This is a genomic window from Dyella sp. 01L423 (genome assembly GCF_056399945.1).
In genome coordinates, this window is the sequence record NZ_JBFTSI010000005.1 from 223,142 (window position 1) to 238,830 (window position 15,689).

General features: G+C 63.6%; 18 protein-coding genes, 1 tRNA gene and 1 other RNA gene. 5 read left to right on the forward strand and 15 right to left on the reverse strand.

The genetic code is table 11. The annotated features are described in order from the left end of the window. Positions 1–111: 111 nt before the first annotated feature. Positions 112–753, reverse strand: a complete 642-nt coding sequence (gene coq7, locus AC1DMY_RS15165; RefSeq protein WP_477165769.1) for a 2-polyprenyl-3-methyl-6-methoxy-1,4-benzoquinone monooxygenase — start codon at positions 751–753, stop codon at positions 112–114. Next, the gene (locus tag AC1DMY_RS15170) at positions 750–1,958 is read right to left on the reverse strand and encodes a (Fe-S)-binding protein (RefSeq protein WP_477165770.1); all 1,209 of its coding nucleotides are present in this window, start codon (positions 1,956–1,958) and stop codon (positions 750–752) included. The genes coq7 and AC1DMY_RS15170 overlap by 4 nt, the downstream gene beginning before the upstream one ends. Positions 1,959–2,098: 140 nt before the next feature. Between AC1DMY_RS15170 and rplM the strand changes: the two genes are divergently transcribed. The 3 genes from rplM (at position 2,099) to AC1DMY_RS15185 (ending at position 3,069) form a co-directional block, all read left to right on the forward strand. Further along, positions 2,099–2,527 carry a 50S ribosomal protein L13 gene (gene rplM, locus AC1DMY_RS15175; protein ID WP_046972628.1) on the forward strand — a complete coding sequence of 143 codons (429 nt, stop codon included), beginning with the start codon at positions 2,099–2,101 and terminating at the stop codon, positions 2,525–2,527. Between the two features lie 9 nt (positions 2,528–2,536). Then, the gene (rpsI, locus tag AC1DMY_RS15180) at positions 2,537–2,929 is read left to right on the forward strand and encodes a 30S ribosomal protein S9 (protein ID WP_046972627.1); all 393 of its coding nucleotides are present in this window, start codon (positions 2,537–2,539) and stop codon (positions 2,927–2,929) included. 66 nt (positions 2,930–2,995) lie between these two features. After that, positions 2,996–3,069 (forward strand) — tRNA-Gln (locus AC1DMY_RS15185). 109 nt (positions 3,070–3,178) lie between these two features. Here the strand turns inward: AC1DMY_RS15185 and AC1DMY_RS15190 are convergent. From AC1DMY_RS15190 to AC1DMY_RS15220, 7 genes are all read right to left on the reverse strand, one after another. Then, complete coding sequence (locus AC1DMY_RS15190) at positions 3,179–4,282, reverse strand: hypothetical protein (RefSeq protein ID WP_477165771.1); 1,104 nt, start codon at positions 4,280–4,282, stop codon at positions 3,179–3,181. 155 nt (positions 4,283–4,437) lie between these two features. Next, positions 4,438–5,076 carry a ribose-5-phosphate isomerase RpiA gene (gene rpiA, locus AC1DMY_RS15195; protein ID WP_477165772.1) on the reverse strand — a complete coding sequence of 213 codons (639 nt, stop codon included), beginning with the start codon at positions 5,074–5,076 and terminating at the stop codon, positions 4,438–4,440. 26 nt (positions 5,077–5,102) lie between these two features. Further along, the gene (locus tag AC1DMY_RS15200; RefSeq protein ID WP_477165773.1) at positions 5,103–5,567 is read right to left on the reverse strand and encodes an EVE domain-containing protein; all 465 of its coding nucleotides are present in this window, start codon (positions 5,565–5,567) and stop codon (positions 5,103–5,105) included. Beyond that, positions 5,564–6,184 carry a 5-formyltetrahydrofolate cyclo-ligase gene (locus AC1DMY_RS15205; protein ID WP_477165774.1) on the reverse strand — a complete coding sequence of 207 codons (621 nt, stop codon included), beginning with the start codon at positions 6,182–6,184 and terminating at the stop codon, positions 5,564–5,566. The genes AC1DMY_RS15200 and AC1DMY_RS15205 overlap by 4 nt, the downstream gene beginning before the upstream one ends. Positions 6,185–6,263: 79 nt before the next feature. After that, positions 6,264–6,450: non-coding RNA, 6S RNA (gene ssrS, locus AC1DMY_RS15210), on the reverse strand. Positions 6,451–6,456: 6 nt separating this feature from the next. Next, the gene (locus AC1DMY_RS15215; protein ID WP_441605644.1) at positions 6,457–6,780 is read right to left on the reverse strand and encodes a cell division protein ZapA; all 324 of its coding nucleotides are present in this window, start codon (positions 6,778–6,780) and stop codon (positions 6,457–6,459) included. After that, positions 6,773–7,012 carry a TIGR02449 family protein gene (locus AC1DMY_RS15220; RefSeq protein WP_441605643.1) on the reverse strand — a complete coding sequence of 80 codons (240 nt, stop codon included), beginning with the start codon at positions 7,010–7,012 and terminating at the stop codon, positions 6,773–6,775. The genes AC1DMY_RS15215 and AC1DMY_RS15220 overlap by 8 nt, the downstream gene beginning before the upstream one ends. 103 nt (positions 7,013–7,115) lie before the next feature. Between AC1DMY_RS15220 and AC1DMY_RS15225 the strand changes: the two genes are divergently transcribed. Both AC1DMY_RS15225 and AC1DMY_RS15230 read left to right on the forward strand, forming a co-directional pair. Further along, positions 7,116–7,676: a UPF0149 family protein gene (locus tag AC1DMY_RS15225; RefSeq protein WP_441605642.1), complete on the forward strand. Its 561-nt coding sequence runs from the start codon at positions 7,116–7,118 to the stop codon at positions 7,674–7,676. A 2-nt stretch (positions 7,677–7,678) separates the two neighbouring features. After that, complete coding sequence (locus tag AC1DMY_RS15230; RefSeq protein ID WP_477165775.1) at positions 7,679–8,983, forward strand: aminopeptidase P N-terminal domain-containing protein; 1,305 nt, start codon at positions 7,679–7,681, stop codon at positions 8,981–8,983. A 101-nt stretch (positions 8,984–9,084) separates the two neighbouring features. On the opposite strand, the gene cydX is transcribed toward AC1DMY_RS15230, so the two are convergent. The 6 genes from cydX to pepQ form a co-directional block, all read right to left on the reverse strand. After that, positions 9,085–9,216 (reverse strand): cytochrome bd-I oxidase subunit CydX, encoded by a 132-nt coding sequence (cydX, locus tag AC1DMY_RS15235; RefSeq protein ID WP_121882642.1) that lies wholly within the window; start codon positions 9,214–9,216, stop codon positions 9,085–9,087. A 15-nt stretch (positions 9,217–9,231) separates the two neighbouring features. Then, positions 9,232–10,362: a cytochrome d ubiquinol oxidase subunit II gene (gene cydB / locus AC1DMY_RS15240; RefSeq protein ID WP_477165776.1), complete on the reverse strand. Its 1,131-nt coding sequence runs from the start codon at positions 10,360–10,362 to the stop codon at positions 9,232–9,234. 10 nt (positions 10,363–10,372) lie between these two features. Further along, complete coding sequence (locus AC1DMY_RS15245; protein WP_477165777.1) at positions 10,373–11,959, reverse strand: cytochrome ubiquinol oxidase subunit I; 1,587 nt, start codon at positions 11,957–11,959, stop codon at positions 10,373–10,375. Continuing rightward, complete coding sequence (locus AC1DMY_RS15250; RefSeq protein WP_477165778.1) at positions 11,956–12,198, reverse strand: hypothetical protein; 243 nt, start codon at positions 12,196–12,198, stop codon at positions 11,956–11,958. Before AC1DMY_RS15250 ends, AC1DMY_RS15245 begins: the two co-directional genes overlap by 4 nt. A gap of 329 nt (positions 12,199–12,527) precedes the next feature. Next, positions 12,528–14,072 (reverse strand): glucosyltransferase domain-containing protein, encoded by a 1,545-nt coding sequence (locus tag AC1DMY_RS15255; protein WP_477165779.1) that lies wholly within the window; start codon positions 14,070–14,072, stop codon positions 12,528–12,530. 30 nt (positions 14,073–14,102) lie between these two features. Then, complete coding sequence (pepQ, locus tag AC1DMY_RS15260) at positions 14,103–15,428, reverse strand: Xaa-Pro dipeptidase (RefSeq protein ID WP_477165780.1); 1,326 nt, start codon at positions 15,426–15,428, stop codon at positions 14,103–14,105. Positions 15,429–15,689 lie beyond the last annotated feature (261 nt).

The following is a 15,689-nucleotide window of genomic DNA, read 5'->3' on the forward strand; positions in this document are numbered from 1 at the left end:
GCCCCCTCGCTCGTCTGTGGGAGCGCACCCTGTGCGCGACAAGCCTACGGAGCGGTACCCCCAGCGTGGCTGTCGCGCTCAGGGTGCGCTCCCACAAAGGAGGGTCGCCACTCAGACGCGGTACGCCACCGCCTTCATCACCATCGACGTCAAATGCATCACGCCCGGTATCGGAAACGGCAAATCGATGCCGCCGCGCTCGCGCGCGTTATGCGCGTGGCGGATCTCATCGGCCTGCATCTGCGACAGCACGGCGCGCGAGCGTTCGTCCTGGGCGGGCAGCTTGTCGAGATGTTCTTCGAGATGCGCCTCCACTTGGCGCTCCGTTTCCACCACAAAACCCAGGCTCACCGGATCGCCCGCCAGGGCCGCGATGGCGCCGATGGCATAGCTGCCGGCATACCACAGCGGATTGAACAGGCTGGGGCGGCTGTCGAGTTCTTTCAGGCGATCGGCGCACCAGGCCAGGTGGTCGGTCTCTTCGGCGGCGGCGTGCTGCAGGTGTTCGCGGATGTCGTCGTTGCGGGCCAGCGCGGCCTGTCCGTCATACAGCGCCTGCGCGCACACTTCGCCGGTGTGGTTGATACGCATCAGACCCGCGGCGTGGCGGCGTTCGGCATCGTCCATGTCGGCTTCATCGAAAGCATCCGCAGGCGAGGGGCGGGCGGCTTCCGGAGCGCCGGATACAGTTTCCAGCGCACGTTCGATGCCGGACAGCAGGCGATCGAGCGGGGAGAGGGTGCGTGCGTTCATGGCGAAATCTCCAGTTGCTGCGCGAGCAGGGTCAGCGGATGCATGGTTGGCCAGTGCTCGCCTTGCTTATCCATGCCCGCGGCCAGGTGCAGGCGACAACCGATATTGGACGACAACAGCTGCTGGGGTGCCAAGCTGGCAATTTGTCCAAGCACACCCTCGCGCAGACGCGCCGCGCGCTCGGGAAACTCCAGCATGTGCGAACCGGCCGCGCCGCAGCAGTGGGGCGGACGCGGAACCACCGCGAGATCGAGCGACGGGACCTGCCGCAACAGGTCCTGCAGCGCCGATTCGCTGCGGGCGACATTGATCTGCGTGCAGGGAAAATGCACGGCGACGCGGCGTTCCAGCGGTCGGAAGACGAGGCGCTCCCGTCGTTCTGCCAGCAGCGTCACTGGGTCGCTCACGGCGACGTCGGGCAGGGCGCGGCGCAACGTACCCAGGCAGCCGGGCGTCACGCTGACCAGTTGGGTTGCGCCCGAGCGCCGCCAGCTGTCGCGCACGCGGTCGGCCAGGCGATCGGCGGTGTCCATGTCGCCGCCATGCAGATCCATCGCGCCACAGCAGAAGGTGGGCAAGCGTTCCACGCGGTAGCCCGCCGCCTGGAGCAGGGTGATGGCGGAGCGTTCGGCTGCTGCATCTTCAACGCTGGCCACGCAGCCGGGAAAGAGAGCGACGGTGGGCTGGTCGGCGTCCTGGTTTTTGAGTGCTGCCTGGGCGGGCGCTTGCTCCTCGTCCGACCAGGTTTCCAGCGCGGCGCGCCATGCCGACGTGGCTGGCAGGCGGTCGGCGAGACGCGGCTTCCAGTGCGCCAGGCCGGTCGAGCCGCCTACACGCGCCGCCAGTCTCAACAGGCTGGGCTGCTTGAGCATCGCCAGCAATTGCTTGGGGCGCCGCGGCGACGGGCCGATCAGCGCGCGAGTTTCCACCAGCAATTCGTCGTATTTGACGTTGGCGGGGCAGACGCGCTGGCAATTGAGACAACCCAGGCAATGGTCCAGATGGATGCGCAGGGCGTCCGTAGGCTCGGCGTCGCCCCGCGCCAGCGCGGCGGCAATGGCGATACGGCCGCGCGGGGACTCCGCTTCATTGCCGTCCAGACCGTAGGTCGGACAGGTGGGAAGGCACAGGCCGCACTGCACGCACTGGTCGGCAAGAGAGGCGATCTTCTGTTTTCGAGTGTGAGGGGGCTTTTCAAGCGCCATGGTCGTCATGCTATCATTGCCAGCTCGCATCCCACCGGTCGGTGGGCTTGCGCGATTGATGAAAACTCCGTTATCATCTCGCGCCTTTGTTCCACCGATTATGTGAACCGCCCTAGAGGCGGCAGACTAGGTATTCTGAAATGAAAACGTTCAGCGCCAAGCCGGAAAGCGTCAAGCGCGATTGGTTCGTGATTGACGCCACGGACAAGACGCTCGGTCGTCTGTCGACCGAGATCGCCCGCCGTCTGCGTGGCAAGCACAAGCCGGAATTCACCCCGCACGTCGACACCGGCGATTACATCGTCGTGGTCAACGCTGAGAAGGTGGCCGTCACGGGTGCCAAGCTGGACGACAAGATGTACCACCGTTTCACCGGTTACGTCGGCAACCTCAAGACCATGAGTCTGAAGGACCTGCTCGCCACGCATCCGGAGCGCGTCATCGAGATTGCCGTCAAGGGCATGCTGCCGAAGAATCCGCTCGGCCGCGCGATGTACCGCAAGCTCAAGGTGTACGGCGGCGCCGAACATCCGCATACCGCTCAGCAGCCGCAGGCGCTGGAACTCTAAGGAATCATTATGGCGATCCAGCAGAACTACGGCACCGGCCGCCGCAAGACCTCCGCCGCTCGCGTGTTCCTGCGCAAGGGCAGTGGCGCGATCACGGTCAACGGCAAGACTCTCGACCAGTTCTTCGGTCGTGAAACCTCGCGCATGATCGTGCGTCAGCCGCTTGAGCTGATCGAGGCGACCGACAAGTTTGACGTCAACGTGACCGTCGCCGGCGGCGGCATCACCGGCCAGGCCGGTGCGATCCGCCTCGGCATCGCTCGCGCCCTGATCGAGTACGACGAAAGCCTGAAGTCCCAGCTCCGCAAGGCTGGCTTCGTGACCCGCGACGCCCGCGAGGTCGAGCGCAAGAAGGTCGGTCTGCATAAGGCCCGCCGCGCTACCCAGTTCTCGAAGCGCTAATTCTCCTCGGAGAGTTGCTTCGACGGTCCGGTGCACCAAGTCAGAGCGCACCGCTCCGCAGGGTTTTGGGAGATCGTCTAACGGTAGGACAACGGACTCTGACTCCGTTTATCTAGGTTCGAATCCTAGTCTCCCAGCCAAAATAAAAAGCCCGCCTAAATGGCGGGCTTTTTATTTTGGCTGGGAGGGTCAGGAGGCGGACCTCGTTCGACAAATTTGTCTGGAACAAATTTGGACAACGCGCAGCGGTTATCGCGGTACCAGCATCGGAGTCGCCCCGCTTACAGCGTGCCTCTGGCTGAGGCGGGTCATCACCAGCACGAGCTGTGGATTGTCGAAACTGACGTCGATGCCATCCACTGTCCTGAACGTTGGCAACGGAACCTTGGTTGCCTTGCCATCGGAGTCGATCCTGTAAAGACCATCCGTACCGACGGCCCAGAGTGAGCCGCCGCTGGCAGTGAGGCCAAAAAAGGCCACGGTCTGCGGCAGTTGCCCACGTTTCCCATCTTTGATGGCGAACGAGGTGCTGAAGGGTTTCTCGAAAAGCGGGCGCACGTCGTCCCCACACACCTCGACGATGCCTCCGCGCTCCATCATCAAATGGACGAGCCCAACCGCAACGGCATCGCATCTCGTGTTCCATGGTTCGGTGGCGATGCCGTGGACCGAATCGCATGCCGCGTTCAAAGGGCCGCTGCATAAGTCGCTGCTGTCCTTGCGCTCGATGGCGGCGACGACCCCGCTGGCTTTGTCGATCCGTTGCAGTCCGCCGCCCCATTCGCCGGCGTTGATGGCGACCAGCAGGGTCGTGCTGGTGTCGTGCACGGCAGTGACGGTACCAAAAGGCAGCTTCGCGGCAAGATTGGTGACGCGCATCGTGCCGCTCTTTCCCAGTTGAATGACGCGTGCCGACGTCAGCAGGGTCGTGTCGTTTGCGCTGCAACTCATGGCGGCCAGGCCCTCATCCTGGCGTGTCACGGTTGAGATCGCGTTCCATGTTGTTCCACCCAACTGGCGAATCGTCCAGTCACCGGTGTTGGTGCCGGTAATGACCTGAACCTGGTCACCGGCAGCGCACACGTCAAGAACCGGTTCGGGAAAGTCGAGTGTGACGCGCTTATCGGCGTTCGGTGTGATGGTCGACAGTTCCCCCGCGTCGGAGAGCAGCCAAAGGCGGCCATTGGAAAAAAGCGCACGCATGAGAAAGGATTGTTGGTCCTGTCGTACCGGCTCCGTGGCTTGCGCGTGCATCGGAGTGCAGGCGATCAGCGTCGCCAACATCGTCGACGCTACGGTGACCGTGACGCCGGTGAACATGGCGAGCCGGCGCGGGAAAACCGTCGAGCCCATGTCGTTCCTCCCCGTTGTTTCGCCGAGGATAAGCGATTGCCGGCCGCAAGGGCGGCCCGCCCTTGCGGTGACGCTCGAGAGGCACTCCCTCGCCAACGAAAAACGCCGACCTTCGGGCCGGCGTTCTTCATGACCTAGATAGCCCCGGGCAGGGATCACATCACCCGATCACCCACCAACACCACATCCGCCGCCCGCCGCGCGAACAGGCCTACGGTGACTACTCCCGGAATCTGGTTGAGGTCATTCTCCAACCCCACCGGATCGACAATCTGCCACCCGTGCACGTCGATCACCCAGTTCCCATTGTCGGTAACCACGCCATCGCGCCACACCGGGGTGCCGCCGCGCTTGACGATTTCACGGCCGACCAGGCTGCGCGCCATCGGAATCACTTCGATCGGCAGCGGAAACTTGCCCAGCAACTGCACCTGCTTGCTCGAATCGATGATGCAGACGAACTTGGCGCTCGCTTCGGCGATGATCTTCTCGCGCGTGAGCGCAGCGCCGCCGCCCTTGATCAAGCGCTTGTGCGTATCGCACTCGTCGGCACCGTCCACGTAGAGGTTCAGCGGACCGGTGGCGTTGAGGTCGAGCACTGGAATACCCAGGCGCTTGAGGTGCGCGGTGGACTGCTCGGAGCTGGAGACCGCACCTTCGATGCGGTCCTTGAGGTCCGCCAGGGCATCGATGAAGAAGGCAACCGTGGAGCCGGTGCCGACGCCCACGATGGCTCCGTTTTCGACGTAGCGGATGGCGGCTTCGCCGGCCTGGCGTTTTTCGTTGGCGCTCATGATGTGGATCCGATAAGAGGTAAGCGTTATTCCATCGTCAGGATATGGCGCCATTCCTCGGCGCCTACCGGCATGACGGAGAGTCGGTTGCCTTTGCGCACCAGTGCCATGTCGGCGAGTGCGGGCTCGGCCTGCAGCTGCTTGAGCGTGATGGTGTGCTTGAACTTCTTGACGAACTTCACGTCCACCAGCATCCAGCGCGGATTGTCGCGCGAACTGCCGGCGTCGAAGTATTTGCTCTTGGGGTCGAACTGGCTCGGATCGGGATAGGCATCGGTGGCGACTTCGGCAATGCCGACGATGCCGGGTTCGGCGCAGTTGGAGTGATAGAAGAAAACCTTGTCGCCCACGCGCATCCCGTCGCGCATGAAGTTGCGCGCCTGGTAATTGCGTACGCCGTCCCAGTGTTCCTGGCCTTTGCCCTTGAGATCGTCGATGGAAAAAGCGTCTGGCTCCGATTTCATCAGCCAGTACTGCGTGGTTTTACTCATGCGTGCGCCTCTCCATCTTCGCGCGTGGCGTGGCAGTCGATCAGTTCGCGATCCGTGGCGATGAAATCGAGCGGCACGTCCCAGGGCTCTTCACCGATCTCGGGCAGTTCCTGGAACGCATAAGCGATGCCAACCAGCAGTGGTTCGGTGGGGCGCACCTGTTCGTTGAGGAAGGCAAACGCGCGATCGTAGTAGCCACCTCCCGTGCCCAGCCGGTTGCCGCGCCGATCGAAGGCGGTCAGCGGCAGCAGCACGAGGTCGAGCTGGAAGGGTTCCAGCAGTTCCTTCGGCTCGGCGGGTTCAGGAATGCCGTAACGATTGGGCTCGACGGCTTCGCCCGAATGCCACGGTGCAAACCGCAGCTGATGATTCGGACCGATCACCGGCAGCAGGAATTGTTGTCCCCGCGTCGCCAGCGGCGGAATGATCAGGTTGAGCGGCAGCTCTCCGTCGTGGGCCCAATAACCGGCGACACGGGCATCGGTGAGGTATTCGGGCAGCTGATCGAGGCTGCGGCGCAGCCCCTGGGCGGCGGCGATGCGCTGGGCCGGCGCCAGGGCGCGGCGCTGTTCGGCCAGTTGCCGGCGTAGTTCGCGTCGCTGGGCGTTGGCGTCCACGTTCGCGTCTCCTGCGGTGCGAGCGAGTGGCCTTTCGAACTTACGGCGCCCAAGGGCGCCGTAAGTTAAGGAATAGGTGGCGTTAACCGCGATGCCGCTGCCCACCGAACGACCTTGATCCACGATGGATCAGGTGGGAGGGCGACATGGTCTCGAGGCTTTCCGCACGCGGCGGACATGCACAACAACCGATGAAAAGCCGACCCGGGGCCGTATTTAGGAACAAGGCAAATGTAAGAGTGTGCTGGCGCACACCGCAGATAACGCCGTGACTATTTTATGGTGCCGTCTAGTGCGGCTTCAAGCTTGCGACGCAGTGCAGTAATACCGTCAGTCACGCTCTGATCAGAGCCGGTGTGCTGCTTGCGCAGCGCAAGGAACTCATGCGTGACGCTGATGGCGGCAAGTACGGCAAGGCGATCGAAGCCTGGCGCCTTGGCGTTGGCACGCAATTCGCGCATCTTGCGATCGAGGTAGGCGGCCGATTCCAGCAGGCCTTCGCGCTCTTCCGGCGCGCAGGCGATCAGGAATTCGCGATCCACCAGGCGCAGGGCGACCGGTTCGTTGGCGGTGGTACCCACGCTGCTCTCAGCCATTGCTCTCAAGCGCCTTCAGTCGCTGGATCATTGCTTCGACGCGGCTGCGCGCCTGTTCGTTGCGCGCCATCAAGCCGGCCCGTTCGCTGGCCAGTTGTTCCTGGCTGTGACGCAGGCTACGGTTTTCTTCCGTAAGACGGCGTACCGCGTCGATCAGGCGATCGACCTGCTCGCCGAGTACGGCAAGCTCGTGCTTGACAGGATCTGGCTTGACGGAATCGGGCGCGCTCATGGGCCGGAACTATAGCAGGAGGTCTGGCCAAAGCAGCAGGCTCAAAGGCGTTTCGGGAACCAGTGCATTAAACTGCCCGCTTGTCTTGAAGAGGAACCAGGCCATGAGTGCGAACGAGCTGATCGGCTACGACGAACTGGACGCTGCCGCCGCCCGTCTGCAGTTGGCGGAAGACGCCAGCGGCCTGCATGGATCGCTATGCGGTTTCCTGGCGGGAGGCGGCCGGATCGGGCGCCAGTCGCTGGTCGAAGCGCTGCATCTGGATGCCGAAGCGGCCACCCCGTCGGCCGGTGATCAAGGCGTGCTCGATCGCCTGGTCAAACAGACCCAGGCCGAACTGGCCGATCCGGAACTGGGCTTCGAGCCGATGTTGCCGGCGGACGATCGTCCGTTGACCGAACGGGCCGACGCCCTGGTCGACTGGTGTCGCGGGTTTCTTGGCGGCTTCGGCCTGGCTGGTGCGGAAACGCATAGCAAGTTGTCCGAGGAAGCGCAGGAAATCCTCAAGGACCTGGGCACCATCGCGGCGTCGTCGTTCGAATTCGGCGATGAAGCCGAGGACGAGGATTCGCTGATCGAAGTGCATGAATTCGTGCGTCTGGGCGCGATGCTGTTGTTCGCCGAATGTTCTAACCGCGGCCCGAACAGCGACACCGTGCATTGACCATGTCGTCCGAGGAATACGCCCGTCGCCGTCGCCAGTTGATGCGCATGGCGGGCGACGACGCGGTGGTCCTGGTCGCTGCCGCACCCGAGCGCGTGCGCAACGCGGACGCCAACTGGCCCTACCGCCAGGACTCGGACCTGCACTATCTCTCGGGTTTTCCTGAGCCCGAAGCCGTGCTCGCCTTGATGCCGGGGCGCAAGCACGGGGAGGCTGTGCTGTTCTGTCGCGAGCGCGATGCAGAACATGAGCGCTGGCACGGCGAGTCCATCGGCACCGACCGTGCCGTCAGCGAGCACGGCATGGACGACGCGTTTCCGATCGACGATATCGACGACATCCTGCCCGGCATGATCGAGGGCAGGGCGCGCGTGTACTGCCACTTCGGCCGCGAGCCGGAGTTCGACGCCCATCTGCTGGGCTGGATGCGCCGCCTGCGCCAGTTGCGCGGCGGCGGCGTGGTGCCGAAGGAATTTGTCGCGCTGGGGCACCTCCTGCACGACCTTCGCCTATACAAATCGCGTGGCGAGCTGAAGCTGATGCGTTCGTCCGCCAACATCGCGGCCGAGGCGCATCGGGCGGCAATGCACGCGGCGATCGCCGGGCGCCATGAATACGAAGTCGAGGCGGAAGTTCTTCGCGTGATGCGCCGTCACGGCGCCGTTCCCGCGTTCCCGCCCATCGTGGCCAGCGGCGCCAATGCCTGCGTGATGCACTACACGGCCAATCGCGCCGTGTTGCGCGATGGCGATCTGTTGCTGGTGGATGCGGGCGCCGAAGTGGACTGCTATGCCTCCGACATCACTCGCACCTTTCCCATCAGCGGTCGTTACAGCCGCGAACAGCGGGCGCTGTACGAAGTGGTGCTGGCGGCGCAACTGGCGGCGATCGACGAAGTGCTGCCCGGGCGCGCGTTCAATGCCGCGCACGAAGCCGCCGTGCGGGTGATCTGCGAAGGCTTGTGCGCGCTGGGCCTGCTCAAGGGTTCGGCCGACGACGCCATTGCCGAAGGAAGCTACAAGCGCTTTTTCCCCGCCAAGACCGGCCACTGGCTGGGCCTGGACGTCCATGACGTGGGCGACTACCGCGTGGACGGCGAACCCCGCGTGCTCGAGCCCGGCATGGTGGTGACGGTGGAGCCGGGTATCTATGTGCCACCGGGCGATTTCACCGTGGCCGAGCGCTGGCGCGGCATTGGCATCCGCATCGAAGACGATGTGGCAGTGGTGAAGGAAGGCAATGACGTGCTGACGCGTGACGTGCCCAAGGATGCGGACGAGATCGAGGCCTTGCTGGCCTCGCGCTAACCGACCTACCTCTGTGGGAGCGCACCCTGTGCGCGACTGCCGCGGCATGCAAGCTCGACGCAGTCGCGCACAGGGTGCGCTCCCACAAAAAAATCAGTGCCTCACTTTCCTGCCGGACGCGGCTCCTTGCGCTGATGCGCCTCATCGTCCGCATGCACCTCGTACCACATCGCGTTGAGGATGCCGAACGCGCAGGCAAGGCCGAGGCCGAGCATCCAGGAGAAATACCACATGGCGTCGTTCCTCTCTCAGTAAGTGCTGCCGGAATGGCGCACGTGCTCCAGCGTCACGCGACCGCGCATCACGCGGTACACCCAGCTGGTGTAGATGATGATCAGTGGCAGGAAGATCGCCGTCATGGCGAGCATCAGGCCCAGCGTGCCCTTGCTGGAGGAGGCATCCCACACCGTGAGGCTGGAACGCGGATCCAGCCGCGACGGCAACAGGAACGGAAACAGTGCAAAGCCGGCGGAAAGTATCGTGCCCGCCACCATCAGGCTGCTGCACAGGAAACCGCCCAGTCCTTTCTTGCCGACCGTGAGCTGCACGCCGATGGCGCCGGCGAAAGCGACGATCGGGGCAAGCCAGAACGAGGGATGCTCAAGGTAGCTGGCAAACCAGCTGCTGCCGTGCGCGACCTGCTTGTAGAGAGGATTTGACACGCCGTCCCTGACCACCGGCCCCACGATCGCGTAGCCCGCCACGCCGTAGGCCAGCCAGATGCCCGCCGCGACGTAGACCACTACATAGGCCAGCGTGGCCCAGCGCGCGACGCGTACCGCCCGGTCGGCGACCACGTGGTCGGCCTTGTAGGCCGCCCAGCAGGCCCCGTGCGCCAGCAACATGCTCAGCGAGACGAGACCGGCCATCAGCGCGAATGGGTGCAGCAGTTCGAAGAAACTGCCGTGCCAAGTCATGCGCAGGTCGTTGTCGAACTGGAACGGTGCGCCGAGGAAGAGATTGCCGAACGCCACCCCGGAAATCAGCATCACCACGATGCCCGAGGTGGTCAGCACGCCATCCCACAGGCTACGCCAGCGCGGATCGTGCACCTTCCCGCGAAAGTTGAAACCCACCGGCCGCAGGATCAGGGCCAGCAGCACCAGGAAGATCGCCAGGTACATGCCGGAGAACGACACCGCATACAGCTGCGGCCACGCCGCAAATGCCGCGCCGCCGCCCAGCACAAACCACACCTGGTTGCCTTCCCAGGTGGGCTCGATGGTTTCCAGCATCACCAGTCGTTCGTCTTCGGTCTTGCCCAGCACGCGCAAGAGCGCGGCGATGCCGAAGTCAAAGCCATCCATGATGGCGAAGCCGATCAGCAAGGTGCCGAGCAAGGCCCACCAGATCACGCGTAGCGTTTCATAGTCGAACATGACGTTCTCCTCAGGCGCCTGCGTGGGCGGCAACGTTGGTGATGGGCGGCACCGGTTCGGAAGGTGGCCACAAGCCCAGGCCATCCGGCCCCTTCTTCGCGTACTTGACCATCAGCACGGCGTCGATGACGGCCAGCACGCTGTAGAACAGCACGAAGCCGCCCAGCGAGGTCCACACCTGGCCCGTGGTGACGCTGGATACGCCCAGCGCGGTCGGCAGTACGCCTTCGATCGCCCACGGCTGGCGCCCGTATTCGGCCACGATCCAGCCCAGCTCGGTGGAAATCCACGGCAGCGGCAGGCTCCATAGCGCGAGCTTGAGATACCAGCGACGCTTGTCGAGCTGGCGCGTGCTCGCCTGCCAGAACGAGAACGCGAACAGCACAATGAAATAGAACCCCAGGCCGACCATGATGCGGAACGACCAGAACAACACCGGCACATTCGGAATGGTGCTCTCCGCCGCCTTCTGGATATCGGCCGGCGTCGCTTTGCGCGGATCGTCCATGAAGCGCTTGAGCAGAAGGGCGTAGCCCATGTCCTTGTCGTGCGCCGTGAGGATGGCCTGGGCCTGCGCGTTGTTCTTGTCGTCGCGCAGGACGAGCATCGCATCATAGGCCTGGATACCGGTGTTGATGCGGCCCTTGGTGTCTTCCACCAGGTTGACGATCCCGGGGATCGGCTTGTCGATCGAGCGCGTGCCGATCAAGCCCATCACCCACGGAATGCGCAGTGCGTAGTGGGTGGTGTGGTTCTCCACATCCGGCAGGCCAAACAAGGTGAACGATGCGGGCGCCGGTTCGGTTTCCCACATGGCCTCGATGGCCGCCATCTTCATCTTCTGGTTTTCCGAAACGGCATAACCCGATTCGTCGCCCAGCACCACCACGGAGAGCGCCGCGGCCAGGCCAAAACTTGCCGCCACTGTCATCGAGCGCTTGGCAAAATCGACGTTGCGACCGCGCAGCAAATACCAGGCGCTGATGGAGAGCACGAACATCGAACCGATGACGTAGCCGGCACTCACCGTGTGCACGAACTTGGCCTGCGCGACCGGGTTGAACATCACCTCGCTAAACGAAGTCACCTCCATGCGCATGGTCTGCACGTTGAACGCCGAACCCACCGGGTTCTGCATCCAGCCATTGGCGATGAGGATCCATAGCGCGGAGAGGTTGGTGGCAAACGCGAGGAACCAGGTGGTGAGCAGGTGCGCCATGCGCGACATGCGGTCCCAGCCCACGAAGAACAGGCCGACCAGGGTCGCTTCCAGGAAGAATGCCATCAGGCCTTCAATGGCCAACGGCGTCCCGAAGACATCGCCCACGTAGTGCGCGTAATACGCCCAGTTCATGCCGAACTGGAATTCCATGGTGACGCCGGTGGCGACACCCATGGCGAAGTTGATGCCGAACAGCACGCCCCAGAACTGCACCATGCGCTTCCAGACTTCGCGCCCGGTCATCACGTAGACGGCTTCCATGATGGCCAGCATCCACACAAGGCCGAGCGTGAGCGGTACGAACAGGAAGTGATAGAGCGCAGTCAGCGCGAACTGCAGGCGTGAGAGCGTGACGACCTCGGGATCAATGATCATGGGCTGCCTGCTTGCGATGAGGAAGAAGAGGACGCCGGCGCGAGCAGATGCTCGATGGCGGCGGGACGGGTATCGGGGCGTGCGTAGTGTGCGGCGACCGCCCACCAGACCAGGGAAATGAACACGATCTTGGCGAGCACCAACGCGATCAGCTTGCGCGCCAGGCGACGCAGCGGCGACTTCGGCAGGTCAACGGGAGCCGACACCGGCGCGGCCGGTTCGGCAGACGGCATGGACATGCAGCAAGCCCCTAGCTGTACCTTGAAGCGAGCATACGCAACCCATGTGAAGTTGTCGTGCGGAGGGTTGCCGCAGCGGCGGATCGCCGCCGAGACGCTCTGCCGCGCCACTTTCAAGGCGTTTGGGTGTAGGTGCCTTTAAGTACGCGACTGCCCGGGCATGGATCGCCGCCGCCATGCCGTTCTCGTCCGATCAGCTTCCGGGCGCCGAGGTGCAAGAACGGAGTGGCGCCGAGGGTGCCGGCCCGAGCGATGTCCATCAGGCCGGTCCGCCGGCGGTGCATGCTCGGCTTCGGTGAGGAGGATGCTGTCCGGCTTCCGCGGAAGTCTCAGTGACAGCTCTTTGGGCGGCCGGAGGGAAAAGTCGCCACAACCGTGTCGTCCACGATTCGCAACGCGTAATTGCTGGAGACGTTGTTCACGGAGGCCTTACAGATCTGGGCAAGGATGGACGCAACGCGGAGCTGTGAATCGGGTTCGCGCGCAAGCTCAGGCGTTTCCCGCAGGTAATAGCGAAGATAATACGCTGTGCGAAAGTCGGCTTGCTGGAGGTAGGGGGAAACGAGTGTGTTGATCAGAGGAAACTGTTGCGCTGCCCGCAGAGTGACCGGGGCGAGCCCCACAGAGCCGTCGATCAGGATGAATCGAATGGGTTGCTTGGCTGCAATGGCCGCCACGTCGTTTGATAGCTGGGCCACCACTCTGTCCTCGAAGGATTTCTGCGCTGCGAGCGCATTGCCGTAGATGGCCGCAAAACTGGCCATTCCCAGCGCCCAGAGCCCCGCGCATGTCAGGATCCAACGGTCTGAAAGCCGCCACGCACGCATGAGAAGGCAGCTGCTCACGAGGCTGGCACACAATAGTGCTCCCACACCCATGAAAACCCTCGGCATGACCACCGGGCTACGCAGCGGAAGCATGGGCAGCGTAATTGCCAGAACAGCGAAAACGGGTATGAGCAGGCCGGCGCCCAGCCAGGCAAGGCGTTGCACGTGTCCTGTCTGGGGCCTTTGACGGACATAGCGGATGGCCGCCAGGACAGGCACGGTACCAGCCAGCAGAAGCAGTGCCGCTGCGCAGCGCACCCAGTGGATATTGAACGAATGGGCGATATAGCTATAGAAATTGCCGGCGTTGGCTTTCAACGCCCCTAGTTCTCGGAAACTGCCGATCGTGGCGCTGTGTTGCTTCAGCCAGTCATCGATGGCCGGCGCCACGATGATCTGGTACGCCACTACCGCCACGACGCACTGGGCCATGCGCCAGCCCATGGCGCTCAGCAGTTCGCGAGGATCGCGTCCATCAAGCTGGGCGACCACCCATTCAACCAGTGCAAATGTGAGAAACGCACTGAGGGCAGGCTGGTAGAGGCACAGGCTGGCAAATAGCGAGATTTGCCCGAGCGCGCGTCCTTTGTAGTCACCCCTGCACGCGAGGAAGGGAAGCAGGGCGAACAACAATGCCAGGGACATTCCCAGGGCATCGAACCGATAGGACAAGTTCTCCAGGTAAAACGGTTGTGCCCCAAGAGGAAAGCTGACCAGTGCAGCAAGCCAGGGAGAGCCCAGACGATATCGCCGCGCAATGAGCACTCCGATGGCGGATAGCACAGCTATCGCGCCCATCTGCGGCAGCGGGGAAATATCCACCAGTTGCCGCAGATTGAACTGAAGCAGCCGCATCACCAGCGTAGCCAGCGGGCGGCCGTTGATATCCCAGCCGTAGAACCCTGTTATCGCCCTGGCGACATCGTCGTTGTAGTAACGATCGGCCCGCAAGATCGGAAACAGGATGAACAGGAAAAGCAGCGCAAACGAAACGTAAAACGTGCGCCAAAGAGTTGGATTGGCCGTCGTGGCGGTTTGGGCTTGCATGGGCATCCGTTTCCCTTGGAATCGTGTCAATTATGACGTCGCAAAGGCATCTCGCGTAAGGTTTTCGGGCGCGCTGTCGGTGCACACGACGTCGTCTTCGATGCGGATGCCGCCGTAGGGGCGGAAGCGATCCACCTGGGCCCAGTCGATCTCGCTGGCCGCCGGCTTGGCGCGCAATTCCTCCAGCAGCATGTCGATGAAGTAAAGGCCCGGCTCGATCGTCACCACCATGCCCGCTTCAAGCACCCGCGTCATGCGCAGGTAGGGATGGCCTTGAGGGCGGGCGATGGTGCCGCCCGTTTCGGACGCCTGGAAGCCGGCGACATCGTGTACCTGCAGGCCAATGGGATGACCCAGGCCGTGCGGGAAGAATGCCGAGGTGACGCCCGACGCCACGGCGCTCTCCGCGCTCATGCGCACGATGCCGTGCTCGCGCAGTACGTCGGCCAGCACGTGATGCGCATGGATATGCAGTTCCGGATAACTCTGGCCCACGCGCACCTTTGCGGCGAAACCCCGCTGCGCGACATCGACGCTGTCGATCAGTGCCTGGAATTCCGCGTGTCCCTTGGCTGCATACGTGCGGGTGATGTCGCTGGCGTAACCCGCGGCGCTGGCGCCGGCATCGATCAGAAAAGAGCGGCTTTGTGCCGGCGGCTGGCGGTCGAAGTGCGTGTAATGCAGCACCGCGCCGTGCTCATTGAGGCCCACGATGCTTGAGTAAGGCAGCTCGGCGTCGTTCTGGCGCGCGGCGGCGAGATAGGCGAGGTGGATGCCAAATTCGCTTTCGCCTGCGCGGAACGCCTGCTCCGCAGCGTGATGGGCACGCGCGCCGATGCGGCTTGCTTCGCGCATCAGTTCAAGCTCGTAAGGCGTCTTGTAGGAGCGGTGCCAGTGCAGGTAATCGAGGACCGCCTGTGGGTTGTTCGCTTCGGCGCCAGGTACGCTCGGACACTCAGGTCCCAGGATGGCGCGACGGGTCTTGGCATCCGGCAGCAGCGCCACGGCGTCGGTCGCTTCGCGCACGATCTCGATATCGAAATGCTCGACCCAATAACCGCTCGGGGCGGCCGGCACGACGTGCCAATAATCCTTGGGCTGCAGGAAGATCAGCTTCGGCTTCTGGCCCGGCGTATAGACGATCCAGCTCCCCGGCGTGTCCGTGAGCGGCAGCCAGTGGCGGAAATGCGGGTTGGCGACGAAGGGGTAGTCCTGGTCGTCCAGGAATTTGCGCAAGGGCGTCCCCGCTGCAATCACCAGGTGATCGAAGCCGCCGCCCAGGGCTAGCGCCTTGTCGGCACGATCGCGCAGCGTGGCGAGGTGCTGGGGATAGAGCGAGGCGAGACGGTCGTGCATGGTGACTCCGGGCGGCGGCGCCTGGCGGTGTTGGGTGCCGGGCGGGTGGGGGAGGGGACATGATGGCGCGGAGGGGAGGGGATCGCTAGTTGACGGTGTTGGGGCTGGCGCTGGTGGCTTCACCTCGGCGTGCTGGCACACTCGCCTTTTTGTTCGTCGTCCGTGCCCGTAACGGTTTTTTTGGTCGTCATCCCGGCGCATGCCGGAGGCGCGTTTCAACAGCCGAATGGCTGGTCATCCAGAGCCTCGGCGTTTGGTTTT